At 49.6% G+C, this 24,576-nt stretch carries 21 protein-coding genes; 19 read left to right on the top strand and 2 right to left on the bottom strand.

Features of this window, described 5'->3' with window-relative positions:
- Positions 1 to 9: 9 nt before the first annotated feature.
- Positions 10 to 2,223, bottom strand: a complete 2,214-nt coding sequence (locus tag QAO71_RS09705; RefSeq protein ID WP_280164264.1) for a polysaccharide biosynthesis tyrosine autokinase — start codon at positions 2,221 to 2,223, stop codon at positions 10 to 12.
- Between the two features lie 28 nt (positions 2,224 to 2,251).
- Complete coding sequence (locus tag QAO71_RS09700; RefSeq protein ID WP_036990261.1) at positions 2,252 to 2,689, bottom strand: low molecular weight protein-tyrosine-phosphatase; 438 nt, start codon at positions 2,687 to 2,689, stop codon at positions 2,252 to 2,254.
- 263 nt (positions 2,690 to 2,952) lie between these two features.
- Here QAO71_RS09700 and QAO71_RS09695 point away from each other — a divergent pair, with 263 nt between their 5' ends.
- The 19 genes from QAO71_RS09695 to QAO71_RS09605 all read left to right on the top strand — a co-directional run bounded on the left by QAO71_RS09695 (position 2,953) and on the right by QAO71_RS09605 (position 24,526).
- On the top strand, positions 2,953 to 4,362 hold the full coding sequence (locus QAO71_RS09695; protein WP_280164263.1) for an MBL fold metallo-hydrolase: 1,410 nt from the start codon (positions 2,953 to 2,955) through the stop codon (positions 4,360 to 4,362).
- A 202-nt stretch (positions 4,363 to 4,564) separates the two neighbouring features.
- Positions 4,565 to 5,068, top strand: a complete 504-nt coding sequence (gene rfaH, locus QAO71_RS09690; RefSeq protein WP_074778333.1) for a transcription/translation regulatory transformer protein RfaH — start codon at positions 4,565 to 4,567, stop codon at positions 5,066 to 5,068.
- Between the two features lie 209 nt (positions 5,069 to 5,277).
- Positions 5,278 to 7,107: a glutamine--fructose-6-phosphate transaminase (isomerizing) gene (glmS, locus tag QAO71_RS09685; protein WP_280164262.1), complete on the top strand. Its 1,830-nt coding sequence runs from the start codon at positions 5,278 to 5,280 to the stop codon at positions 7,105 to 7,107.
- 90 nt (positions 7,108 to 7,197) lie between these two features.
- Positions 7,198 to 8,334 carry a UDP-N-acetylglucosamine 2-epimerase (non-hydrolyzing) gene (wecB, locus tag QAO71_RS09680; RefSeq protein WP_280164261.1) on the top strand — a complete coding sequence of 379 codons (1,137 nt, stop codon included), beginning with the start codon at positions 7,198 to 7,200 and terminating at the stop codon, positions 8,332 to 8,334.
- 37 nt (positions 8,335 to 8,371) lie between these two features.
- Complete coding sequence (gene wecC / locus QAO71_RS09675; protein WP_280164260.1) at positions 8,372 to 9,619, top strand: UDP-N-acetyl-D-mannosamine dehydrogenase; 1,248 nt, start codon at positions 8,372 to 8,374, stop codon at positions 9,617 to 9,619.
- Positions 9,620 to 9,665: 46 nt separating this feature from the next.
- Positions 9,666 to 10,709 carry an N-acetylneuraminate synthase family protein gene (locus tag QAO71_RS09670; RefSeq protein ID WP_280164259.1) on the top strand — a complete coding sequence of 348 codons (1,044 nt, stop codon included), beginning with the start codon at positions 9,666 to 9,668 and terminating at the stop codon, positions 10,707 to 10,709.
- Positions 10,706 to 11,374 carry a UDP-N-acetylglucosamine 2-epimerase gene (neuC, locus tag QAO71_RS09665; RefSeq protein ID WP_280164258.1) on the top strand — a complete coding sequence of 223 codons (669 nt, stop codon included), beginning with the start codon at positions 10,706 to 10,708 and terminating at the stop codon, positions 11,372 to 11,374. Before QAO71_RS09670 ends, neuC begins: the two co-directional genes overlap by 4 nt.
- A 457-nt stretch (positions 11,375 to 11,831) precedes the next feature.
- The gene (locus QAO71_RS09660) at positions 11,832 to 12,524 is read left to right on the top strand and encodes an acylneuraminate cytidylyltransferase family protein (protein WP_280164257.1); all 693 of its coding nucleotides are present in this window, start codon (positions 11,832 to 11,834) and stop codon (positions 12,522 to 12,524) included.
- Positions 12,521 to 13,708, top strand: coding sequence for a polysaccharide pyruvyl transferase family protein (locus QAO71_RS09655; protein ID WP_280164256.1), 1,188 nt, complete (start codon positions 12,521 to 12,523; stop codon positions 13,706 to 13,708). The genes QAO71_RS09660 and QAO71_RS09655 overlap by 4 nt, the downstream gene beginning before the upstream one ends.
- A complete protein-coding gene (locus QAO71_RS09650) occupies positions 13,708 to 15,309 on the top strand; it encodes a hypothetical protein (protein WP_280164255.1) in 1,602 nt (533 codons plus the stop codon). Before QAO71_RS09655 ends, QAO71_RS09650 begins: the two co-directional genes overlap by 1 nt.
- Complete coding sequence (locus tag QAO71_RS09645; protein WP_280164254.1) at positions 15,309 to 16,571, top strand: hypothetical protein; 1,263 nt, start codon at positions 15,309 to 15,311, stop codon at positions 16,569 to 16,571. The genes QAO71_RS09650 and QAO71_RS09645 overlap by 1 nt, the downstream gene beginning before the upstream one ends.
- Before the next feature lie 40 nt (positions 16,572 to 16,611).
- Entirely contained in the window at positions 16,612 to 17,871 is a 1,260-nt protein-coding gene (locus QAO71_RS09640) for a hypothetical protein (RefSeq protein ID WP_280164253.1), read from the top strand.
- A 112-nt stretch (positions 17,872 to 17,983) separates the two neighbouring features.
- Positions 17,984 to 19,636 (top strand): alginate lyase family protein, encoded by a 1,653-nt coding sequence (locus QAO71_RS09635; protein ID WP_280164252.1) that lies wholly within the window; start codon positions 17,984 to 17,986, stop codon positions 19,634 to 19,636.
- Positions 19,633 to 20,829, top strand: coding sequence for a glycosyltransferase family 4 protein (locus QAO71_RS09630; protein ID WP_280164251.1), 1,197 nt, complete (start codon positions 19,633 to 19,635; stop codon positions 20,827 to 20,829). The genes QAO71_RS09635 and QAO71_RS09630 overlap by 4 nt, the downstream gene beginning before the upstream one ends.
- The gene (locus QAO71_RS09625; protein WP_280164250.1) at positions 20,826 to 21,779 is read left to right on the top strand and encodes an SDR family oxidoreductase; all 954 of its coding nucleotides are present in this window, start codon (positions 20,826 to 20,828) and stop codon (positions 21,777 to 21,779) included. Before QAO71_RS09630 ends, QAO71_RS09625 begins: the two co-directional genes overlap by 4 nt.
- Positions 21,780 to 21,783: 4 nt before the next feature.
- Complete coding sequence (locus QAO71_RS09620) at positions 21,784 to 22,800, top strand: glycosyltransferase family 4 protein (RefSeq protein WP_280164249.1); 1,017 nt, start codon at positions 21,784 to 21,786, stop codon at positions 22,798 to 22,800.
- Positions 22,797 to 23,372, top strand: coding sequence for an acetyltransferase (locus QAO71_RS09615; RefSeq protein WP_280164248.1), 576 nt, complete (start codon positions 22,797 to 22,799; stop codon positions 23,370 to 23,372). Before QAO71_RS09620 ends, QAO71_RS09615 begins: the two co-directional genes overlap by 4 nt.
- Positions 23,373 to 23,573: 201 nt before the next feature.
- Positions 23,574 to 23,921 carry a hypothetical protein gene (locus tag QAO71_RS09610; protein WP_280164247.1) on the top strand — a complete coding sequence of 116 codons (348 nt, stop codon included), beginning with the start codon at positions 23,574 to 23,576 and terminating at the stop codon, positions 23,919 to 23,921.
- Positions 23,909 to 24,526, top strand: a complete 618-nt coding sequence (locus QAO71_RS09605) for a hypothetical protein (RefSeq protein ID WP_280164246.1) — start codon at positions 23,909 to 23,911, stop codon at positions 24,524 to 24,526. Before QAO71_RS09610 ends, QAO71_RS09605 begins: the two co-directional genes overlap by 13 nt.
- The last annotated feature ends 50 nt before the right edge of the window (positions 24,527 to 24,576 follow it).

Here is a 24,576-nt window from a genome sequence, read left to right as displayed (position 1 = left end):
CAAACTGATTTATTTGGCGTCCGACTTGTATTCGTACTGATAATAGCCGTAATTGCCGTACGCTGCTGCCTTCTTCTCCACCGCATTGAAGATGGCGCCCTTGATCTCGATACCGTTATTGCGGAAGCGCTGTACGGTCAGCTCCACTTCCTTCACCGGGTTAAGGCCAAAGCGGGTCACGATCAGGCTGGTGCCAGCCAGTCTGCCCACCAGGGCGGCGTCAGTCACAGCAAGAATAGGCGGTGTATCGACAATGACAAGGTCATACATCGAACTGAGTTGATCCAGCAGAGCCTGGAAATTGGAATGCATCAACAGCTCTGACGGGTTCGGCGGAATGGTACCTCGGCTGATGAAATGCATGCCCTCTACCTCGGTCTTATGCATTACATCGGCCAGGGTGTGGGTATGCACCAGCAATCCCGAGAGGCCAGCGTCCGGGCTCATATTGACCAGCTTGTGCAGGTAGCCCTTACGCATATCGGCATCGACCAGCACCACCTTCTGGCCACTCTGGGCCACGATGGCTGCCAGGTTGGCCGAGACGAACGACTTGCCCACCCCCGGGCTGGGGCCGGAAATCATCAGGATATTGTTTTTCGCCTCCATCATGGCGAAGTGCAGGCTGGTGCGCAGGCTGCGCAGCGCCTCAATCGACAGGTCTGCCGGGTTGGTAGCCGCAAGCAGGTGCGAGCCCTGGACATGGGAGGGTTTACCCTTGAAGCCGCGCTCCATTACTTCCTGGTCCTTGCTGAAGGGTATCGAGGCATAGACCGGCAAGCCGATCTGCTCGATCAACTCGGGGTTCTCAATGCCACGGTTCAGCGCATGCCGGATCAAGGCGATAGCGACGCCCAGCATGCCTCCCAGCAGAGTAGCCAATACAACAATCAATGCTTTCTTCGGCTTGACCGGCGCGCTGGTATCCACAGCAGCATTATCGATAATGCGCACGTTACCTACGGTACCCGCGCGCATCACATCCAGTTCCTGGGATTTATTCAGCATCTGGGTGTATATCTCGGTACTCACCTGCACATCACGGGTCAGGCGCAGCAGTTCCTGCTGGGTTTCCGGCAGGCCGCCGACTTCTTCAAGCAGGCGGTCCCGTCGGGTTTCCAGCTGGCCCATCTGGCTGATCAGCGCCTGATAGCTGGGGTGGTCGCGGGTAAAACGGCGTTGCAGCTCTTCGCGCTTGAGGGTGAGTTCGGAAATGGCCGCTTCCAGTTCCACGACCTGATTCAATACGGACTGGGTTTCGATGGTGATGTCCACCGAACCCGCGCTGGCCTGGTAGGCGTTCAGTGCATTCTCGGCCTGCTCCAGATCCTTGCGTACTTTGGGTAGCTGGTCGGTCAGGAACTCCAGGCTCTGTTGGGCCTCAGCGGATTTGCGCTCAACGTTCTGGCGCACATACAGCCGGCTGATCTCATCCAATACCGCTATGGCGAAGGCGGGCTTGGTATGCTGAAGAGCGACGGAAAGGATGCCGGAATCCTTGCCTTTCTCGCTGGCATCAATCTGGCGTTGGAAGCTCAGAATAGTACTCAGTCGGCCACGTTTCACGAGTTCAAACTCAGTACCGGGGCGGGCAGTCAGCTCGGCCACCTGGATCTTGAAGCCATCAACGTTTATGGCTGCACCCACTTTGCCGGTCACTAGGTCCCGGCCATCTTCATTGAGGAGGGTGTAAGCACCATTCTCACCCGCTACCAGGATCAGTGGTTTTCCTTCATAGGCTGGCGGTACTTCAAGCTGGAATATGTCAATACGCTCGCCACCCCAGGCGAAGCTGCCAAAGCCGAGAAAGGCTCCAGCCACGGGTTGATCAGGCTCTGGCTGAAAACGGCGATTCATAAAGGGGCCAATCACCGGAAACAACTTGGGCTCGGCAACAATGGTCAGCTTGAGATTGTCTACAGCCTGGCCAATCACCTGACGGGACTTGAGCAACTCGATCTCGGTTACGGCAGGAGAGCTGGTAGCGAACATTTCACTGTCACCCAGCAAGCTGCCAACGCCAGAGGACTTTTCTTCAATCTGGATCATGCCATTGGCTTGATAGACCGGCGTGCTCAACAACGCATAAGCAATACCTACCATGGCAAAGAAAGCGGTACAGGCAATGATGATGGCCTTGTTGTCCAGCAGTGCGCCCAGCAGCGCCAATAGATCGATTTCATCACTGGATTTGGGTGGCGCAACGGCAGGCGTATTCTGCATCAGGGGCTCTCTATAACCGAAAAAAACATCACTTGAGATAAGGCAACCAGGCAGTGGCGGCGTTATCCAGAATCTTGAACACATGCTCAAAAGCGGGGCGCTGCTGACGGTAGGGGTCAGGCACATCCCGCCCATCAGACCACTTGGAGAACAAAAAAGTTTTACCCCGTGCTTCAGGCGCGAGTGAATGGATAGATTGCAGGTGGCGTTGCTCCATTGCCAACACCAGATCAGCCTCGCGCAACATCTCGGGAGTGAGTTGGCGAGCCTGGTGGTCAGGGAGGGGGCAGCCCGCGGTGTCGAGGAACTCCGCAGCAGTAACATCCACCGGCTTGCCAACCAGTGCGCCAAGCCCCGCTGAGCTTATGGTTATGTCTCTTCCTGCCAACTTCTGTTTCAACAGGGCTTCGCCAGTGGGGCTACGGCAAATATTGCCCACACAAACAACCAGAATAGATTTGAACATGCAGTACCGTGGCATCCGTAAATAGGCAGGCGATCAAGTTCGCAACTGTAGATAGAACCCCTATCAAGGTCAAGAAGTGCTGAAGCATGCATGGCGTATATGCCACTTTAATGACGGCAGCTCAATTGTTTTAAGAATGTCTACTCGACCACAGTCTACAAAGCCACCACCCCGGCCTGCGGCCTCCTTACGGTACGCTTTCTCAAGCGCAACACCCAAGCACGACCCGGGGCGCAATAACCAAAAACAAGAAAAGGACTTCCATGACCCACTACCCCCACATCGAACACCACGGCGCCACCAACGGCGTCACCGGCTCCTGTCACCAACTCCACTTGAGCCCAACCGCCAGCGTACTGATCGATTGCGGCCTGTTCCAGGGCGCTGAAGCCTCCAATCGAGGCGCCAAAGCCAACGATCTCAGCATCGAATTCCCGTTAGGCAGCGTGCAAGCTCTGGTGCTTACCCATGTTCACATAGACCACGTAGGCCGTCTGCCCTGGCTGTTGGCCGCCGGCTTCAAAGGCCCCATCTACTGCACCGAGCCCTCCGCCAAACTGCTGCCCACCGTGCTGGAAGATGCCTTCATGGTCGGCATCCAGCGTGACGCTCAATTGGCCGAGCGCTTTATCAAGCTGGTCCAGCCCATGCTCAACGGCAAGCCCTACCGGGAATGGACAACCCTGATCGAGCAACCCGATCTGCGCTGCAAAGTTCGCTTTCAGCGAGCAGGGCATATTCTCGGCTCTGCCTGGGTAGAATTCGATGCGCATTACCCGAAGGAAAGTCGCAGTCGTCGCATCATCTTTTCCGGCGATCTAGGGGCGCCCCATGCCCCTTTGCTGCCGCCTCCCGACACCCCCTATCGCGCAGATGTAGTGGTATTGGAAAGCACCTACGGCGACCGCCTGCACGAAGACCGCCGCACGCGCCGTCAACGCTTTCAAGCGGCACTGGAGCAGGCGCTGGCCGATGGCGGTACCGTGCTCATCCCGGCGTTCAGCATCGGTCGCACCCAGGAGTTACTTCACGAACTGGAAAGCATCATCTCCAGCCAGAAGGGTGACTGGAGCCAGATGCCGGTCATCCTTGATGCACCTCTGGCGACCCGCTTCACCCAGCTTTACCGTGAACTAAAACCCTATTGGGCCAAGGAAGCATTGGCTCGTGTGGCCAAGGGGCATAAACCGCTGGGTTTCGATCAGTTGCTCACGGTCAATACCCACGCCCAGCACCAGGCCATGGTCAATCGCCTGGCCCAGACCCGCCAGCCGGCTATCGTCATTACCGGTAACGGCATGTGCAGTGCGGGCCGCATCGTCAACTACCTGAAGGCCATGTTGGGAGAGCCCCGCCATAACGTTATTTTCACTGGTTATCAGGCCGCTGGCACCCCGGGCCGAGCCATTCAGCAATACGGTCCGCAGGGCGGTTATGTGGACGTGGAAGGGGAGCGTTTCAATATTCGCGCTGGGGTGACCACCTTGGGTGGATACTCAGCACACGCCGATCAAAAAGGCCTGGTCAACTTCATCACCCGCATGCGCCACTGGCCGGCGGAGGTGCGGCTGGTGCATGGTGACAACGGTGCCAAGCAAGCGCTGGCGGTGAAGCTGCGGGAAAAAGCGAGCTCACGCAAACATGTGTTTGAAATTCTTATTCCCGGCGAGTGACGGTATATAGCGAAATGCCAGTTGCAAGATAATTATGCGAATGCTAGAGCAACTGTGATGCACGAAAAGTCCTGTGATAGAGGCGTTCAGGACTTGTAACAGTGAGCCTAGGCTGAGTAATATCTCAGCCCTTGCGACATGGTCGGCGGCATTAAGCAAGATGCCTTTTCCGAGGGCCGCGCTAGAAAAAAGGAAAAGTAACGTGGCTAAAGACTCTGCAGCAGCACAATGGTACCTCATCCAGTGCAAGCCACGGCAAGAGGCGAGAGCCGCTGAGAACCTGCGCAACCAACACTTTCCCTGTTATTGCCCCGTTCATACGGTAGAGAAGATCCAGCAGGGCAAGAAAGTTGTCACAAAACAGCCACTATTTCCCGGTTATCTTTTCATAAACCTGTGCAGGCTCACCGACAACTGGCACAGCATCCGCTCTACCCGCGGGGTGCTGCGGCTGGTGACCTTTGCTAATGAACCCCTGGCGGTAGCGGACGAGATAATTGATAACTTGCAGTCGCGATTGGCCACTATTCATGGCAGGCCCCTGTTTGAAGAGGGTGGCAAAGTGATGGTAACTGAAGGCCCTTTCAAAGATCTGGATGCTATCTTCTGCAAGTCTGACGGTGACGAGCGTGCCATCATTTTGCTAACTATGCTGCACCGTGAACAGCAGATCCGTATACCAATACAGCAACTCAAATCAATCTGAACATTCCGAAAATGGCGCGGTCTTAGAGCCGCTGCGCCAATATGTCGGCGTCAAAATCTGAAAATGGATATGTCCTCAAGAGATCGACATCAAATCTTGGGGCGGTAGCGTGGCCAAGGCCAGCGTGAGAGCGCCATAACGGGGCACGGATGCGCACGCAGTCATAGTTCGACTGAAACACAAAACACAGCATCCAGCAGGAAGAATATATGTGCGGAATCGTAGGTGCAGTAGCCAAACGCAACATCACTCCCATCCTTATTGAAGGCTTGCGCCGCCTTGAATACCGCGGCTACGACTCAGCCGGTGTGGCCGTACTGGCTACCGGCAACGGCATCAAGCGCGTACGTGCTGCCGGCAAGGTGGCAGAGCTGGAAAATGCTCTGGAATTGTCACCAGCCCACGGCCACCTGGGCATCGCCCACACCCGCTGGGCCACCCACGGCAAGCCAGCCGAACACAACGCCCACCCACATCTGTCCGAGCGCCTGGCCGTCGTTCACAACGGGATCATCGAAAATCACGGTGCTCTGCGTAAGAAGCTAACGGACCTGGGCTACACGTTCACATCTGATACCGACACCGAAGTTGTTGCCCACCTGCTGGCCCACAACTACAAGCAAAAGCAGAACCTGCTCTGCGCCTTCCGCACCACCCTGACAGAGCTGCACGGCGCTTATGCGCTGGGCGTCATTCACCAGGATGAACCTGATACCCTCTATTGTGCCCGGATGGGCAGCCCGCTGGTCATTGGTGAAGGCAGTGAAGAACGCTTTATCGCCTCCGATCCGTTGGCCCTGCTGCAGGTAACTGACCAGTTCATCTACCTGGACGAAGGCGACCACGCCCGCCTAACCCTGGAAAGCCGGGAAATCTGGAATAAGCAGAACGTACCGATGGAATATGCGGTGCTGCGCTACGAGCATGCCGCGCATAGCCTGGAAAAAGGTGAATACCGTCACTACATGCTCAAGGAAATTCATGAGCAGCCCGCTGCCATCGCCAATACCCTGAGCGGCATTCTGGGGGATGACCATGTTCTTACTGCTATCCTCGGGCCGGATGCAGAAACCCGTCTCAAGGATATCGAGAACATCCACATCGTTGCCTGCGGTACCAGCTACCATGCCGGATTGGTTGCCCGTTACTGGATCGAAGAACAGGCCGGCCTGCCATGCCAGGTGGAAGTGGCCAGCGAGTTCCGTTATCGCCAGGTCGCCGTACCGGCAAACACTCTTCTTATTACCATCTCCCAATCTGGGGAAACCGCAGACACCTTGGCCGCTCTGCGCCATGCGAAGACTCAGGGCTACCTCAGCACCCTGGCCATCTGCAACGTGGCCGGCAGCTCCCTGGTGCGCGAAGCGGATTGGCGACTGCTTACCCAGGCCGGACCGGAAATTGGTGTTGCTTCCACTAAAGCTTTTACCACCCAACTGGTGGCGTTGCTGTGGTTGGCTACCGCTCTGGCCCAGGAGCGTGGCCGCGCCAATGAGCTGATCGCCGCCAACGTGCGTGCATTACGCAACCTGCCGGCACTCACTGCGCAAACTCTTGAGCTGAATGGCGAAATCGAAGCCCTGGCTGCGAGCTTTGCCAACAAGCATCACGCATTATTCCTCGGCCGCGGCACCCATTACCCCATCGCCATGGAAGGAGCGCTCAAGCTCAAGGAAATCTCCTACATCCATGCCGAGGCCTACGCCGCCGGCGAACTGAAACACGGCCCCCTTGCACTGGTGGATGAAGACATGCCCGTGGTCAGCGTCGCCCCCAGCGATAGCCTGCTGGAAAAGCTCAAATCCAACCTGCAGGAAGTCCGAGCCCGTGGTGGCCAGTTGATCAATTTTGCCTGCGAAAGGGCAGAGCTGGACAATGGCGAAGGTATCACTCACATCAAGATGCCTTGGGTATATGAAAGCGTTTCACCCATCATCTATACCCTGCCGCTACAACTGCTCAGTTACCACGTGGCGCTGGTAAAAGGCACTGACGTAGATAAGCCCAGAAACTTGGCCAAGTCCGTCACAGTGGAATAATCAATCGCTCCGATGCTCCCTTTCCTGGGAACGTCGAGCACCAGCTCGATGAAAGCAGGGCAAAGCCCTGCCAAGCAAAAAGGTAGACCAATGAATAAGCTCAAAACCCTGTGCGTATTCGGCACCAGGCCAGAAGCCATCAAAATGGCCCCCTTGGCACTCCAATTGGCAGAAGACGAAAGGTTTGACGCAAAAGTATGCGTAACCGGCCAGCATCGCGAAATGCTGGATCAGGTACTGGGCCTATTCGAGCTCAAGCCAGATTACGACCTGAACATCATGAAGCCCGGTCAAGATCTGACTGACGTCACTACCGGCATTTTGCAAGGCCTAAAAATCGTACTAGCTGAATTAAAACCTGATATCGTCCTGGTTCATGGCGATACAGCAACTACCTTTGCCGCGACCCTCGCAGCCTACTACCAACAAATCCCAGTGGGGCATGTGGAAGCTGGACTGCGTACCGGTAACATCTATTCCCCATGGCCGGAGGAGGGTAATCGTAAACTCACCGGTACACTGACCACGTTGCACTTTGCGCCCACGGCCACGTCGAAACAGAACTTGCTCAACGAAGGCATAAAGGAAAGCAGCATTGAAGTAACAGGTAATACTGTCATCGATGCGTTGCTGGATGTGGTAGCCAAACTCGACAGCAATCAGCAACTGCAGCAGATATTCAAAGAACAATTCAGCTTTCTTGACACAAAGAAGAAGCTGATTCTGGTGACTGGCCACCGTCGTGAGAGCTTCGGTGGCGGCTTCGAGCGGATCTGTCAAGCATTGGTCGATACCGCCAAGGCGCACCCAGATGTTGAAATACTTTACCCGGTACATCTTAATCCCAATGTCAGTGAGCCGGTAAATCGTCTGTTGCAGGGCATCACTAACGTGCACCTAATTGAGCCGTTGGACTACTTGCCCTTTGTCTACCTGATGAACCGCGCCTATATCATCCTCACTGATTCAGGCGGAATTCAGGAAGAAGCCCCTTCACTAGGCAAGCCGGTTTTGGTCATGCGTGATACAACCGAGCGCCCTGAAGCGGTTGAAGCCGGAACAGTTAAGCTGGTCGGCACAGAAGTATCAGTCATTCGCAAAAATCTAGAGGCTCTGCTTAATGACGAGCAGGCCTATACGACAATGTCGCGAGCGCATAATCCCTATGGGGATGGCCAGGCATGTAAGCGTATTCGCGAAAGCCTGCGGACTTGGCACACGAACTGATTAAATACCACAACATAATTTATTAAGGATCTAAAAAATGCAGTTCAACACCATTTCCATGATTGGCCTTGGTTACATTGGCCTGCCGACCGCCGCAGTATTTGCTTCGCGCAAAATCAAAGTAATTGGGGTGGATGTCAACCAAAAGGCCGTCGACACGATTAATCGTGGAGAGATTCATATCGTTGAGCCTGACTTGGATATGGTGGTGCACGCTGCGGTAAAGGAAGGTTACCTGCGGGCTACTACTACCCCTGAGCCGGCAGATGCGTTTCTGATAGCGGTGCCGACCCCTTTCAAAGGCGATAATCATGATCCAGATCTGAGCTATATCGAATCAGCTGCCAAGGCGATCGCACCCGTACTTAAAAAAGGAAATTTGGTAATTCTTGAATCTACATCCCCCGTGGGCGCTACTGAGCAGATGGCTGAATGGCTCGCCGAGGCCCGCCCCGATATTAGCTTTCCACAAACATTGGGTGAGGAGTCCGATATTCGCGTTGCTCATTGCCCCGAACGGGTTTTACCAGGCCATGTATTGCGTGAGTTGGTACAGAATGATCGCATTATTGGCGGTATGACCCCAAGATGCTCGGAAGTCGCATGTGAACTTTACAAGACTTTTGTAGAGGGTGAGTGTGTTACTACCAATGCTCGTACGGCTGAAATGTGTAAGTTGACCGAAAATAGTTTTCGTGATGTGAATATTGCGTTTGCCAATGAGCTTTCAATGATCTGCGACAAGCTAGATATCAACGTTTGGGAGCTGATTCAACTCGCCAACCGACATCCTCGAGTTAATATTCTCCAACCGGGTCCGGGTGTCGGCGGGCATTGTATAGCCGTAGACCCATGGTTCATCGTCAGTGGGGCGCCGGACGATGCCAAGCTGATCCGTTCTGCAAGAAATATTAACGATGCAAAGCCCCGTTGGGTGTTGGCTAAAGTTGAAGAAGCAATAGAGTTGGTGTTAAAGGAAGGAAAAAGTATTGATAGTTTAACTATAGCTTGCTACGGGCTGGCCTTTAAGCCTGACATTGACGACTTGCGAGAAAGCCCGGCTTTGAATATCGCAAAAGACATATGTAAACAGAATTTTGGTCGGCTAATTATAGTTGAACCAAATATCTCTGAAACTCCTCAAGGTTTAAATGGTGTAAAGTTGGTTGGGCTATCTGAAGCACTGGGGAAAGCCGATATACATGTTATGTTGGTTGACCATAAAGAATTCAAAACAAATAAGCCAGAGCAAGGCTTTGTCATCGATACCAAAGGAATCTGGTAAAATCATTGGTCGACTTTGGTTGCTGTATGTCGACATAGGTGGAGATATGAAAGATATGAGCTTCAATATTGATGGTAGAGAAGTTGGTTCAGACTATGCACCTCTTGTGATTGCCGAAGTTGGGATCAACCATGAGGGGTCTTTGGAGACGGCATTTGAAATGGTTGACTCAGCTTCCAGAGCTGGGATAGAGGTGGTGAAACATCAAACACATGTCATAGATGATGAAATGTCGTCCAGGGCAAAAAAAGTTATACCAGGCAATACAGATGTCTCTATATACGAAGTGATGCGCAGATGCAGCTTGGATGAAAGTCAGGAAGTAGAGTTAAAGAAGTATGTGGAATCCAAAGGCATGATTTTTATCAGCACACCGTTCTCAAGAGCAGCGGCTGATAGGTTAGAAAGAATGGATGTGCCCGCATATAAGATTGGTTCAGGCGAATGCAATAATTACCCTTTGTTAAAACATATTGCTAGTTTCGGCAAGCCTGTTATTCTTAGTACGGGCATGAATAATATCGATAGCATTAAAAAAGCAGTCGCTATATTTGACGACCGTTCCGTTCCTGTTGCTTTACTCCACACCACAAACTTATACCCCACGCCAGCGAGACTTGTGAGACTCGGTGCATTAAAGGAGATGCAACTTGCATTTCCCAAGCACCTTACCGGCCTCTCGGATCACACGACAAGCAACCATGCTTGTTTCGCGGCGGTAGCGCTAGGTGCCTCTATATTAGAGCGGCATTTTACGGATCATATGGGACGCAAAGGTCCAGATATTGTCAATTCTATGGATGAGGTGGCTGCTAGGGAACTGATAGAAGGGAGTCGGTTAATTTGGGAAATGCGCGGAGGAAAAAAAGAAGCCACTCAAGAAGAACAAGTAACTATAGACTTTGCCTTTGCAAGCGTAGTCAGTATTAAAAAAATAAAGAAAGGCGAGAAGCTGAGCGAGACGAATATCTGGGTAAAGCGACCTGGGACGGGTGAGATACTAGCCGAGCATTACGAAGGGTTGATCGGAAAGGTCGCAACAAAAGATATCGAAGCAGATGAGCATCTTAGCTGGCAGGACGTTGAATGAAAAGGAAAATTCTATTTGTAACAGGTACTCGGGCGGACTTTGGAAAGCTAAAGCCACTTATAAACAAGGTTAAGGATTCCTCTTTATTTGATTACAAGTTGTTCGTGACAGGCATGCATCTTTTATCTAAATACGGTCATACTGCTACAGAGATATACAAATCAGGGTTCGATGAAGCTTTCCTCTACATGAACCAAGTGGATGGCGAGGATATGGAGATAGTTTTAGCTAATACCATTTCAGGGCTGAGCCGCTATCTGCACGAAAACAAGTTTGATTTAATAGTAGTACATGGTGACAGGGTTGAAGCGTTGGCCGGCGCCACGGTAGGAGCCTTAAGGAATATCCCGGTGGCCCATATAGAAGGGGGTGAGCTGTCCGGAACTGTGGACGAGTTGATGCGGCATGCTATTAGCAAAATGTCACATTTTCACTTCGTTGCAAGTGACATAGCGAAGCGGAGACTGATCCAATTAGGCGAAAGCGGTAGCTCAATCCACGTCATCGGCTCACCAGATGTAGATATTATGTTGTCTTCTTCCTTACCTAGTATATCTGCCGCCCGCAACCGATATAATATTCGATTCGAAAAGTTTGCATTAGCAATGCTACATCCAGTTACTACTGAATTGTATGATCAACAAAAAACGCGCGGGTTTTTGTAGATGCGCTGATCGAAAGCCAGCGGAATTACATCCTGATTTATCCGAATAATGATAATGGATCAAAATGGATACTTGATGCTTATGAGGTCTTAAAAGATAATCCGCGCTTCCATATATTTCCTTCTATACGCTTTGAGCATTTTTTAACAATGCTTAAGAATTCTGATTTTATCATTGGGAATTCAAGCGCAGGAATACACGAGGCTCCTGTATACGGAGTCCCAACGATAAATATTGGCAGCAGGCAGCACAACAGATTTAAAGGGGATTCAGTATTTGATGTGTCTTTTGATAAGGATCAATTAATAGCATTAATAAAGACTATCGATAATGGACTTCGGTTCGAGCCTGTCGAGCATTATGGGGTAGGTGACAGTGCTGAAAGGTTTATAGATGTACTAATGAGCGATATTTGGAATAATGGAACGCAAAAGTTCTTTACGGAGCTTAGCTTTTAATGTACCGGGGAAAAAAAATAATTGGAATAGTTACTGCTAGGGGCGGTTCGAAAGGAGTGCCAGGTAAAAATATAAAACGGTTAGGCGGAAAACCACTAATCGAATGGACAGTGGATGCCGCCCTAAACTCGTCTTTCATTGACCAAACAATACTTTCATCAGATGACGCGGATATCATATCTGTTGCTCGGAGCGTTGGGTGTGAAGTGCCATTCGTCCGACCAAGCAATTTAGCCGAAGACACCGCGAGTAGTATCGACGTTATTACTCACGCTTTGGGCGAAATAAATGACAGCTATGATTATTTTGTATTGCTTCAGCCGACTTCACCTTTCCGTACAAGTAAAGATATCGATGATATGATTATGGCTTGTATAGATCAGGAGGCCCCGGTACTTGTGGCTGTTGAAGAAATCAAGACGCACCCTATGTTTATTTATGAAATTGAAGATAACGGCTATCTGAGGTCCTTTATCCCACAGGAGAATCAGCTTCGCCGGCAAGATGTACCGAATGTCTATAAGCATAATGGGGCCTTTTATATGGCAAAGGTAAGCTATTTTGACAGGGTGAAGACGTTCGTTGGCGGAGATGTCAGGCCATATATTTGCTATGGGCATATTAATATTGATATAGATACTCTTGATGACTGGAAGTACGCGGAATATATTCTTCGGGAGAAAGGCTTATGAAAGTTCTACACATAGCTTCTTTTAGTGGCAATATTGGGGACAATCTAAGCCACATCGGATTCGAGAACATTCTGGCGAGATTTGGCAGTGAATATGTAATAGATAAACTAGAAATAAGAAAGTTTTATAATAATTATGATGGTGTAGATAAAAGGTGTTTTGATCGTTCTTTTATAAAGAAAATGAACGATTATGATATCGTATTTGTTGGGGGCGGCGGCTTTTTTGATTATTGGGTGGAGGGCAGCGCAAGCGGCACCACCATTAATATGGATGCCGAGATGGTAGCGGAAATAAATGTCCCTACTATATTCTCCAGTATTGGATGCCACCCTCATAGGACTGTACCGCCAGGTAATGAAGAAAAATTTAGACGGTTTTTTCAAGCATTAACAAAAAATTGTAATATTTTAATTGGCTTGAGGAATGATGGTTCAATAAAGGTCTTGGAGTCAATTTTTCCTGATGAGATGGCGACTTGGGAGAACGTATATGAGATATTGGATAATGGGTTTTTCTATGAAACAGGTGAACGTGAAGCCGACTATACCTCTCGTCTGATTGATACCCCGTATGTGGCAATAAATATTACAGACGACCAGCTATCAATGATTAGTAGCCGGCGCGAGAAAATCGAAACAGAGCGATACCTAACATCACTAGTGAAATATGTGAACAATATTTCTGACCAATACCATGTTGTATTTGTTCCACATATTTATTCGGACCTGAAGGCAATATATTCGGTATTAGAAAAGCTGGATCAATCTGTAGTTAGAAATAAAGTAACCGTTTCACCTTGTATTCAAGGGGATATCGGCACGAGGCTTAATTTCTCGGTTTATGCTAATAGTGAACTGGTGATCGCAAGCAGATTTCACGCGAACGTCGGTCCATTGGCGCTAGGGAGAAAGGTGATCGGTTTGGCAGTGTTAGATAGAGTTGCATATATGTATGATTCTATCGCAAAGACTAAGCAATATATCGATGTAAATACAGAGTTTTCAAGTGAGCTATTAGAGAAAAGCCAAGAAATGATTTTATTGCCTTATAATAATCCCGGCTTGCTCAATGAAAAAATAGGCTGCACTCTTGACTTTTACCGAAAGGCGTTGAGTTTGACTGAGGTTTCATCACATAAGAAATGTACGGACCAACGTCATACTGAATTTAGAGAGGAATAATGGCAATAATTAATGTCACGGTAAGCGTCAGCCGGGCAAAAAGTAGATGTCATGTTCATGACGTTATTCTGCTATGCGGAGAAGCCGCGTTCCTATACCGGAAAGGTCTCGTTGTCGAGCGTATCGAATATGCAGGTCGAGGATTTTTTATTGAGGATTTTCGTCACAGATTAGCTTGTTGTGAGAACGATGGACGGTACTTATTGTTACGTTTGTTTTCGAACAGTTTATACCTCTCTTTTTTTTATCCAATATATAAGCGCATCAAGGTTATATCTGACTATGCATCTAAAAAAGGGACGAAAACTATAGTTTTCCTGGATCCTATACTTGATACGGATGTTTTTCCTATAACCGGGGCTGAAGGAGATAACACCTATAATATAGAGTGGGATCGGCGCGTGGTGTTAAAATATCTGGTCGAATATTTCGACGGAAAGAGGGTTGAAACGAAATATTCAGTTGCGAGCAAGATGAAAGTTATAATTAGAAGAAATTGTATTTTTGTTATGAAGTTTCTCATTGTCTCTCTTCAAATGGTTTTGTCACATCTATGCTCGAAAAATAATTACTCGCGCACTGATAAGATATATGTGGTTCGAGACGAAAGAACTGTTAGGGAGTTAGATATTCCTTCTGGCAGTCGTATTCTTTTTAATCCGTCGTTTAGGTGTTACAAACAACCGAAGCTGCTCATCAAATATTTTAAAGCATCGGAGAAGATTACACCTAAGCTGTATAGCAAAAAATCTTTTTTTAAAGAGTTCCAAACACAATCTGCTTACTTTTATCTCTTAGATAACGTCCGTGTGGATGTTCAGAGCTTGGCCATTGCTCTATATAGGGAGCATTATGAGAAGATATGCTATTATGGCGGCCTTAAAAAGAAAAACATCAATGCTGACGCGCTGATCACCCCGGAGTTTATCGGGCCTATTGCTTTTCTCGAGTCTCGAGCATTGTTTGGTAAAGTAAAAATGATTGCTGTGCAAACGTTCGCACTTGATGTTACTAGAGTGACGAGCTTGCCCAGAGTAGATGTTAGAACGTATTCTACGATGATGGATAAGAGAAATTTTTCTACGATAGAAAACTCGGACGTTACGAAAGTAAAAAATGTAAACTATGTTGCAGCCTCGCCAATCGAGAGAGTACAGTCGATATGTGTACTCACCCAGCCAAACTTTAATATGGACAGCGGGATAAAACCTATAATAGATGGGCTTATAAGCTACGCCCGTAATGAAGGTGTTTTTATTAAGCTAAGAATACACCCTCGCGACACTTCCGATTATAGTGAATATATCGACTGCATTGATGCTATGAGTGATCCTAGAGCGTTTATAAAATCTTGTGATTTGGTGGTTGGGAAAACCACTTCTATGATTAATGATGCGCTCCTGTTAGGTGTTCCCTTTGTGACATTTGCCGGCAGTGAATATGCAAGCCTACCATACACTGCCTTCGAAGAGTCCCGCGTTAAACGCGTTGAAGATGTTGTCAGGATTGCACAATCTATTAATGAATACATCGCGAAGTACCGTAAGTTCCAAGAGGTTTATTTTTCTCCCGAGCTCAATGGAGCGGAGATAGTGCATTAATGGATGTCAAATATCAAGGGATAAAACAGCAGGCCTCGGCGGTAATGCGGGGTTTAAATATGACAAGCAAGTTCTTGGTCTTATTTGTTGCTGCTAAATATTTGAGCGTTGAATCTCTGGGTTTCTTTGGGATATATTGGACGGTCGTAGTTCTGGCTGCGTCTTTATTAGGTTTGAATATATATACATACACTGTGCGGGCTATGCTTTCGTCATCTTCTTTCGATTCGGAAGAGCTTTTATCCCATCACTATAGTTCCTTGCTTGTGGTGTTGTTAGGGATGTTGCCATTGATTTTTATATATGCTTTATATGCATGGCAGCAAGAAGGGATGGTTCTTGCCTTTGTATTGGTGCTGCATGTTTTTTTTGAAGTTATTGCCCAGGAAAATTCGCGCTTTCTAATTGGAATGGGACGTCCGTTCCAGGCGGCATTAGCTAATTTTCTCAGAGGCTTTATTTGGTCTTTGTTTGCGATGCTATACCTACTGCTGTGGGGTAAAGAATCATCTGTTCTTGCTATAGCGATAATATGGGTGTTGTTCTCATTAGTTTCAATGGTATTTTCTTTCTTCCTAATGATAAGGGCCGAGAAGCTAAAATTAAAATGGCGTCCCAGTTTTTCATGGGTGATGGTTGCAATAAAGGTTTCGTCTAAGCTTCTTGTAGCAACGCTTCTTTTTCGAGTTATTGTCGGGGGCGATAGGCTTATAGTGGAAAATCTTGTATCGGATGAAACGGTTGGCGTTTACATATATTACAGTCTGATCGTATTTGCCATAGTTGGTATTATTGAGGCAGGGGTTTCTACTTGGCATTACCCGCGTTTAGTTAAATCTATTAGGACGAGACAGACTGCAGATATATTTGATTCTTATGCTGATTATCAGCGAGCCGTAGGGCTGTCGGCAATCGCAATGCTTGTGGTAGTTAATTTGATAGTTTTTATTACGGCAAATTATTTTCTCGATAGAGTTTTTTTGGATAATTATAAGGTTTTCTTTCTGCTGAGTATTGGTGCTCTATCGTATAGCTTATCTATGCCCGCGCATTACGTTATTTATGGGGCCGGCTACGACCGGTTGTATTTGTATATCAGTTTTGCCGCTACCGCTTTGTTTATATTTCTCTGTCTATTCTTATCTACAAGAGGCGGTATTGAAATGATGGCTATTGCCTTTTCTAGCGCTCTGGTTTTTTTTGCAATCAGTAAATATTGTGCGGCTTCTGTTCTGAAGCGTAAATTTAAAGAGATAGCATAAAAGTAAAGCTCATTCTTTTTTGCCTATTAGAGGTTTTTGCTTGGCTATGCTTAATAATAAGTTTGCATCATGCTTGGTGCTGTTTTCGGCGATATTTGCATACTTTCCTTTTGTTGGTTTTGTACCGAAAATGGATTTGCAACCACTGTTCTTTCTGGCTGCTTTTCTTTGTGTGGTCTTCCTGATATGGTATTGTAAAGTCGGTATTTCCTTTGTATTGGCTATATTGCTTGGCGCTGGGCTTGTCTTGAGCCATTTCGCATTTATAGAAGAGGCTCCTGAGTTTAAATATTTGCTGACATATTTGCTGGCTATATTTGCTATCTTTTTCTTTTATGTGTTTTATCCTGAGTACTACGGGGCATTCTTGAATTCAAAATTAATTTATTTTGCCTTTCTTATATATGCAGTAGTAGGGGTGATCCAGTTTTTTTATCCAGAGTTTCTCGCGTTCGCGGTTACACGCAGCGTTGACGCTGCTTTATCCTACAGCGAAACTGGGCGAGGAGTTCGATCTTTAACAGGTGAGCCTTCATCTCTAGGCAAAATGTTTAATCTTTTGAATGCGTTGTATGTTTTATCTCTAGTGGTCCAAGGGAAAGTGCTAGCACCTAGTAGAGTGTTGATAATTAGTTTTGTTTTTTTGGTGGCTAATATTGTCATCGCAAGATCAGCTTATGCTGCAGGGATACATTTTTTTCTTATCTCGGTGCTTTGGCTTCTCATAGCGAGAAGATCTTTCTTTGTTTTTATAATATTAGCTTGCTTGGCTTTTGTGATTACCGCTGCTGCCTTGATTAGCATCTTAAATGAGATCCAAGACGTGAGAATGGTGGGGCTGATATTTGTCTTGATGAATGAGCCCGAGATGATTCTCCAGCAAGGCGCTATGCGGCGGGTCTTAAATATTCCGATTTCGCTCAATAATTTAGCTTTTTATGGTTTTAACGGGGCTGGTAATAGTCCTGATGTCTTCAATGGACGTCTTTGGACGCCGTTAGGCTATCTTCACTATTACGGACATTCACGTAATATCGGTGGCTTCGTTGAGTTTATACTAAAGTTTGGAGTGTTTTCCATACCGATTATTTTGCTATACTTTATGCTGTTACTCAAGGCTCTCTCCGTGACATCGTATTTTACAGGTGCTAAAAGCCGTATTGGTATTTATTTTTTATTATCTGGTCTGTTGCTCTCTTTTCAGGACTCTTCTCCTGCCTTACCACTTGCGTTGTTGTTCGTGGTAGGAGCTGCTCGGGTGTATGATATACAAAAGTCTTCTAATAGAATCGCCGCTTGATCTGTACAAGGTTCGCAAGGCCGGGATTGTTAGGTTGTCGTCCCTATGGGGCTTCTTTTAATATATTTAACCTTGTTCTTGGGCTTGGCCACTTTTGGTTTAAGGGGGGGGGGTGCGGCGATCTGTTTTATTAATGCATACGGTTCGATATCTTAAGTTTAAGCAGCTGTATTACCAGTTGCTTTACAGGGTACGAAAGCCTCGACTGGGTAAAAGTATCTCGGTACCAGCGAGCGGCTGCCTTCAGAGCTGGCCAGATCACTTCTATCTCGATACGCCTACGACGGACGGGGTTCGCTATACCTTTCTGGGAGAAACGGCAACGCTGGGTAGCGATTGGAACTCACCTACCTTCCCAAAGCTGTGGCTTTATAACTTGCACTATCAGGATGTGCTGAATGCTGGTGGGGCTGCGGAAAGGGAAGAGCTGAACCGGACTCTGGTGGATAAATGGATTGCGGATAATCCTCCCATGACAGGTAATGGCTGGGAGCCTTATTGTCTGTCATTACGCACTGTTAACTGGATCAAGTTTTTCAGTCGTGCTGGGGCGCAGCCGTTGAAACCAGAGTGGCTGGACTCCCTTGCGTTGCAGGTAAGCGCATTGGAGCAGCAGCTGGAGTTTCATATCTTGGCAAACCACCTTTTCGCCAATGCCAAGGCTCTGGTCTTTGCCGGTGTGTTTTTTGGTGGTATTCAGGGTGACCGTTGGCTGAAAAAAGGGTTGCAGCTTCTGGATGTCGAAATCCGCGAGCAGTTCTTGGCTGACGGTGCGCATTACGAGCGCTCACCCATGTACCAGGCGATTTTGCTTTGGGATATTGCGGATCTGATAACTCTGCAGCAGAAGTCGAATTTGACCGAAATGTCGGGGCGAGCTTCCTTCTGGCAGGAGACTCTCCTTAGAGGAATCAATTGGTTGCGGGAGCTGACGCATCCAGATGAGGGCATTGCTTTCTTTAATGATGCGACATTTGGTATCGCACCTACGTTGGGTGAAGTCGAGGCGTATGCCAAGCGTTTAGGTGTGAAGCTGCCAAAGGCGTCGCGTGGCACTGACGCGAATGGAAAGTTGCTACAACCTAGTGGATTCGCGGTCGTGGCGTGGCCTCAAGAGCATCGGTTGCTGGCGGACGTTGCACCTGTTGGACCAGATTATCAACCGGGCCACGCTCACGCCGATACTCTGAGCTGTGAGTTGAGTCTTTATGGTCAACGTGTGTTGGTCAATTCGGGCATTTCCCAGTACGGCGAAGATGCTGAAAGGCAACGGCAGCGGTCGACTGCTGCTCATAACACGGTAGAGGTGGATGATAAAAACTCTTCCGAAGTATGGGCCGGCTTTAGAGTCGCTCGCCGTGCGCGACCTATCGATGTTGCGCTTCACCAAGAGGCGAATGAGATACGAGTGTTCGGCCGTCATGATGGTTATCGGCGCCTGAATGGAGGGGTGACACATACCCGCAGCTGGCACGCTCAAGCTGATCAGTTGGTCATCGAAGATCACCTTGACGGTACATTTCAATCAGCCCTCGCTCATTGGCATTTTCACCCTGAGGTTCGTATTCAGCAATTGGATGAGGGACGATTCTCTCTTACCCTGCCGAAAGGGGAGAGGGTTGAGCTTGATATCGAAGGGGGTGTGGCTGTGCTGAAAGATAGTACCTGGCATCCAGGCTTCGGTTTATCGCTTCCGAATAAAAAACTTGAAATCACTTTTCTGGATTCAAGACTGCTAACGCGTATCGAGTGGAGAACAGCTTGAGAGTTTTGCTTCTGAGCTTTTATTTTGCGCCGGATTTGTCGGCAGGATCATTTCGTAACACTGCATTTGTTGAGTCCCTGAAGCGCAAGCTCCCTGCTGGTAGTGAGATTGATGTGGTGACCACCTTGCCGAACCGGTATGCAGGTTATTCTGCGGAGGCGAGAGAGTATGAAAGGTCGGAAGGCCTCTCAATTAAACGTGTTCAGCTACCGACCCATAAAAGCGGTATGCTCGACCAATCAAAGTCATTTTTTACTTATGTAAAGGCGGTGCGGGCACATGTCGCCGGCAAGGAATACGACATTGTGTACGCCAGCTCGTCCCGGCTAATGACCGCAGCGTTGGGCGCTTGGGTTTCACGAACAAAAAAGGTTCCACTTTATCTCGATATCCGGGACATTTTCGTCGACACCATCAAGGATGTACTCCCCTCAAAGCTTGCCCTGCTGATGAAGCCGATTTTCAGCGTAGTGGAAAAATGGACTATTACCCGAGCAGCGAGACTCAACGTAGTCTCTGAAGGGTTTATTCCGTACTTTGAAAGTAGATACCCTGACGTTTCCAAGGTTGTCTTTACCAATGGGATCGATGATCAGTTCATCAACCTGGATACAACAGTAGTCAATGAGGAGGGCTCCGGTAAGTCCAATAATGAAGCTATCGAGGTTGTGTATGCGGGCAATATTGGGGAGGGCCAGGGGCTGCACAATATTGTTCCGGCTGTTGCGAAAAAGCTGGGCGGCCGCATCAGATTTCGAATCATCGGGGCGGGTGGGCGGTTGCAACAGCTTCAGGGGGCGGTAGATGCGTTAAACCTTTCTAATGTGACGATTGAGCCGCCAGTAAGTCGAGCGGAGTTGATTTCGGCTTACCAGAAAGCCGATGTACTTTTCCTGCATCTCAACGACTATGACGCTTTTCACAAGGTTCTTCCTTCTAAACTGTTTGAATATGGTGCTCTGGGTAAGCCGATCTGGGCGGGTGTAGCTGGCCATGCGGCAACGTTCGTTCGTAGCCACCTCACTAATGCCACGGTATTTGCCCCTTGCGATGCTGTGGCGGCTGTTCATGCTTTTGACGAGCTGGATATTGTCGATGCGCCGAGGGAAGAGTTTATCGCTCAGTTCAAAAGGACGGCAATTATGGATGCCATGGCTGAGGATCTTGTGGCAACGGCGAGTAAGACATCATGAACAACATTTTGCAGACCGGGGCTACCGGATTTGTGGGCGGCGCTGTGCTGGACCGTCTTACTGCTGAGCGTGGAGACATAGCGGCTGCAGTGCGTACGCCACAGACTGATCTTCCTGCTAATGTGCGCAAAGTTGTTGTTCCCAACCTTGACGTTGGAACAGATTGGTCAGAGGCGTTGGAGGCTTGCAGTGTGGTCATTCATTGCGCTGCTCGCGTGCACGTCATGAATGATCAATCTAGCGACCCTCTGGCAGAGTTTCGTAAGGTCAATGTCGATGGCACTTTGAATCTGGCTCGTCAGGCGGCCGCCGCTGGTGCTAAGCGCTTTATCTTCATCAGTTCCATCAAGGTCAACGGTGAGGATACGGCACTCGGTCGGCCATACACTGCCTTTGATACGCCTGTGCCTCAAGACCCTTATGGCATTTCCAAAATGGAGGCTGAGAAGGGGGTGAGGCTGATTGCACAAGAGACCGGTATGGAGGTGGTCATCATCCGGCCGGTGTTAGTCTATGGCCCAGAGGTGAAGGCTAATTTCCGCAGCATGATGAGTTGGATGAACAAAGGGGTACCTCTACCGCTTGGCGCAATCAATAACAAAAGAAGTCTCGTTTCGCTGGATAACCTTGTGGACCTGATCGTGACCTGCATTGATCATCCTGCAGCTGCCAACCAGACCTTTCTGGTAAGTGATGACGAAGACCTCTCCACCACGGAGATGTTGCGCCGTATGGCCAGGGCTTTAGGTAAACCAGCCAGATTGATACCTGTGCCCTCAGCTTGGCTTGAGAGCGGGGCTGCCTTGTTAGGCAAGCGAGCCGTTGCGCAGCGCCTATGTGGGTCGCTGCAGGTAGATATTCGTCATACCCGTGAAACGTTGAACTGGACCCCTCCCGTGTCGGTAGATGAAGGCTTCCGAGCTACCGCTGCCGCCTTTCTGAACGAGTAATCGCATGTCTTTATGGTTTTTGTTGCCAGTGGTTCTTGGCGCATCCTTGCTTCTGACTTGGATTCTGCGTCGTTATGCTTTGTCCCGTAGTTTGATGGATATCCCCAATGCCCGTAGCTCCCACTCAATACCGACTCCCAGAGGCGGAGGGGTGGCGATTGTGTTGGCTTATCTCGCCGTATTGCCGGTTGTTGGGTATGACGGTTGGTTGAGTTGGCCAATGGTAATTGGCCTGATGGGGGCGGGCGCTTGGGTAGCTGTGATCGGTTTTCTTGATGACCACGGGCATATTGCAGCACGTTGGCGGCTCCTGGCTCATTTCATGGGGGCGGCCTGGCTGTTGGCCTGGCTACCTGAGCTGCCGCACTTGGCCATCGCGGGTACGAGTTTTGATTTGGGACTGATTGGATATTTGTTGGCCGCCTTGATGCTGGTGTGGTTGTTGAACCTGTACAACTTCATGGATGGTATCGACGGTATTGCCAGTGTGGAGGCTATTACTGTCTGTGCTGGCGGGGCTTTGCTCTATGCTTTGATTGGTATGCCGGCGTTGGCCGCTGCTCCGTTGTTGCTGGCTGGGGCCGTGGCTGGTTTTCTGGTTTGGAACTTCCCCCCAGCACGTATATTTATGGGTGACGCGGGGAGTGGATTTCTCGGTGTGGTATTGGGCGGTCTGACCTTGCAGGCTGCATGGGTTGCGCCACAGTTATTGTGGGCATGGTTGATCCTTCTGGGCGTGTTCGTTCTCGATGCAACTTTCACTCTGCTGCGGCGCTTGATGCGTGGCGACAAAGTATATGAGGCGCACCGTAGCCATGCTTATCAATATGCGTCTCGTCAATACGGTGCGCACTTGCCAGTCACCATGGCGGTACTCGCAATCAATATCCTCTGGCTTCTGCCGTGGGCCTGTGTTGTCGCACTTGGTTATATCGACGGCCTGCTGGCCCTTTTGATTGCTTATCTACCGTTGGCGTTGCTGGCAGTCAGATTCAACGCCGGCCAACTGGAGAAAGCATGATGGATCGTACTCTGCTTGTGTTGGGAGCGGGTGGTCATGGGAAATCCGTAGCCGAGGCTGCGCTGCTGAGTGGGGAGTGGCAGGATATTCTCTTTCTCGATGATGCCTGGCCGTCTGTGAGTGTGGCTCTGGATTGTCCGGTGGTCGGGAAGACTGAATCTGTCGGCGAATGGGCGAGCAAGTGCCAGGGAGCTATCGCTGCAGTGGGTAATAACTCGGTTCGCCAATCCTGGATAGAGCTGATTGAGCATGCTGGGATCGAGCTGGTCTCAATCATCCATCCTCGGGCCTGGGTCAGCCCTAGCGCTACCGTTGGCGCAGGCACTGCGGTGATGGCCGGCGCGGTGCTGGGTACAGTGTCATCCGTAGGGAAAGGGGCGATCATCAACTGCAATGCTACCGTTGATCACGATGTGGTAATGGATGACTTCTCGCATCTAGGTGTGGGGGTGCAACTAGCCGGTGGTGTGAAGGTTGGTGCTGCGGCCTGGTTACAAGCTGGCTCCAGTTGCGGTTACAACGTGGTGGTTGAGGCTGGGGTTGTGCACGGGGCTGGCACTGTTTTGAGATGAGTCCGGGAAAACCTGTGCGGTAATTGATGAGGTGATGGGGGAGGCGGGGTTGTAATTCGCTTCTTCAGTTGCTCCCAAGCCGCTGCTCTGCTTTTGCAGGCAGCGGCTTGGTTGTTTGGCCTTAAGCCCTTGTCGTCGCGCCGGTTGCGTGATCTGGACGCTATCCAGCCGACCGATTCGAGTAGCCTTGGCGATTACGTCTTGCCTGAACTACTGGGGTTGTCGCAGCTGGCGCCTGGAACGTTGAGACACAGCTATAGTGAGGCGGTGCAGGTGGTGGATGATTCGGTACTGGTAATGAAAGCGTTCATTACGCCCCAAGGGCTGCCGCTGCCCCCTGATTTGCAGCAACTTTCCTTGCAGCTCCCTGCGCCTTTGAAAACGCATCCAGGGCAATCTCTCGTGATGGATTCCGATTGCTTTTTTGAGAAGCGGTTTGCCTATGACCATAATGTTGTTGAAAATTGCATCAGGCAACTTCACGACGCATTGCTTGGTATATTCAAGCGATCCCTTACCGAGGAGGCCAGGTTGAAATGGAAACTTTGATTCCCTCTGGTACCGCTGTGCCGTCATCATTCACGGTCACCCGCAGTGCCTTGACTGTCGCAGCCTTGGCGCTGGTGCCGGCTGTATTCATGCCGGGCTCCGGTGGCTCAGCCAATGTTGAAACGCTGATTTCTCGCCATCACTTGTTTGAAGCCAGCGCCGCGCCCGTCACCTTGAATTATACGGAAGCCAGAACTATCGCCGAGCAGATTGACTATCTACGGGCTGTGTTGGGGACCAGTATCACCGACCTGGCCGAGCTGCTAGGGGTTACCCGGCCAACGGTCTACGCCTGGATGAAGGGCGCCGATGTTCGGTTGGATCATGTTAGTCGCGTGGATGGACTGGTATTGATCGCCCAAGAGCTGGAGCTTGCCGGAATCGCAAACTTGCCCACGCTTTTCAAGCGCAAGCTCTCCTCTGGAGTGACTTTGATGGATCTGGTGAGATCGGCACAACCCTTCGATCATTTGCTTCCAGAACTTGCTGCATTATCGGGGGCTGAGTCCCGGCAGAGGGCACAGCGAAAAGGTGGACAGCATATCCGATCAACAGCAGATGTTGCCCAGATTGAGGGTATTGCGAGCTATACGCAGGATGCCTGACAAGCGGGTGGCTCGGACGCTGGAGCGTCCCGGGCTCGGTTTAACTTTCT

It is taken from the genome of Halopseudomonas sp. SMJS2 (assembly GCF_029866945.1).
Taxonomy (GTDB): domain Bacteria; phylum Pseudomonadota; class Gammaproteobacteria; order Pseudomonadales; family Pseudomonadaceae; genus Halopseudomonas; species Halopseudomonas bauzanensis.
Note: the sequence above shows the minus strand (reverse complement) of the source record. Positions and strands in the feature narration are given on the sequence as shown.

Excerpts from the sequence above, each read along its gene's own strand:
- QAO71_RS09705 (WP_280164264.1), bottom strand. The coding sequence starts at position 2,223 with ATGCAGAATACGCCTGCCGTTGCGCCACCCAAATCCAGTGATGAAATC.
- QAO71_RS09700 (WP_036990261.1), bottom strand. The coding sequence starts at position 2,689 with ATGTTCAAATCTATTCTGGTTGTTTGTGTGGGCAATATTTGCCGTAGC.
- QAO71_RS09695 (WP_280164263.1), top strand. The coding sequence starts at position 2,953 with ATGACCCACTACCCCCACATCGAACACCACGGCGCCACCAACGGCGTC.
- glmS (WP_280164262.1), top strand. The coding sequence starts at position 5,278 with ATGTGCGGAATCGTAGGTGCAGTAGCCAAACGCAACATCACTCCCATC.
- wecB (WP_280164261.1), top strand. The coding sequence starts at position 7,198 with ATGAATAAGCTCAAAACCCTGTGCGTATTCGGCACCAGGCCAGAAGCC.
- wecC (WP_280164260.1), top strand. The coding sequence starts at position 8,372 with ATGCAGTTCAACACCATTTCCATGATTGGCCTTGGTTACATTGGCCTG.
- QAO71_RS09670 (WP_280164259.1), top strand. The coding sequence starts at position 9,666 with ATGAAAGATATGAGCTTCAATATTGATGGTAGAGAAGTTGGTTCAGAC.
- neuC (WP_280164258.1), top strand. The coding sequence starts at position 10,706 with ATGAAAAGGAAAATTCTATTTGTAACAGGTACTCGGGCGGACTTTGGA.
- QAO71_RS09660 (WP_280164257.1), top strand. The coding sequence starts at position 11,832 with ATGTACCGGGGAAAAAAAATAATTGGAATAGTTACTGCTAGGGGCGGT.
- QAO71_RS09655 (WP_280164256.1), top strand. The coding sequence starts at position 12,521 with ATGAAAGTTCTACACATAGCTTCTTTTAGTGGCAATATTGGGGACAAT.
- QAO71_RS09650 (WP_280164255.1), top strand. The coding sequence starts at position 13,708 with ATGGCAATAATTAATGTCACGGTAAGCGTCAGCCGGGCAAAAAGTAGA.
- QAO71_RS09645 (WP_280164254.1), top strand. The coding sequence starts at position 15,309 with ATGGATGTCAAATATCAAGGGATAAAACAGCAGGCCTCGGCGGTAATG.
- QAO71_RS09625 (WP_280164250.1), top strand. The coding sequence starts at position 20,826 with ATGAACAACATTTTGCAGACCGGGGCTACCGGATTTGTGGGCGGCGCT.
- QAO71_RS09620 (WP_280164249.1), top strand. The coding sequence starts at position 21,784 with ATGTCTTTATGGTTTTTGTTGCCAGTGGTTCTTGGCGCATCCTTGCTT.
- QAO71_RS09615 (WP_280164248.1), top strand. The coding sequence starts at position 22,797 with ATGATGGATCGTACTCTGCTTGTGTTGGGAGCGGGTGGTCATGGGAAA.
- QAO71_RS09605 (WP_280164246.1), top strand. The coding sequence starts at position 23,909 with ATGGAAACTTTGATTCCCTCTGGTACCGCTGTGCCGTCATCATTCACG.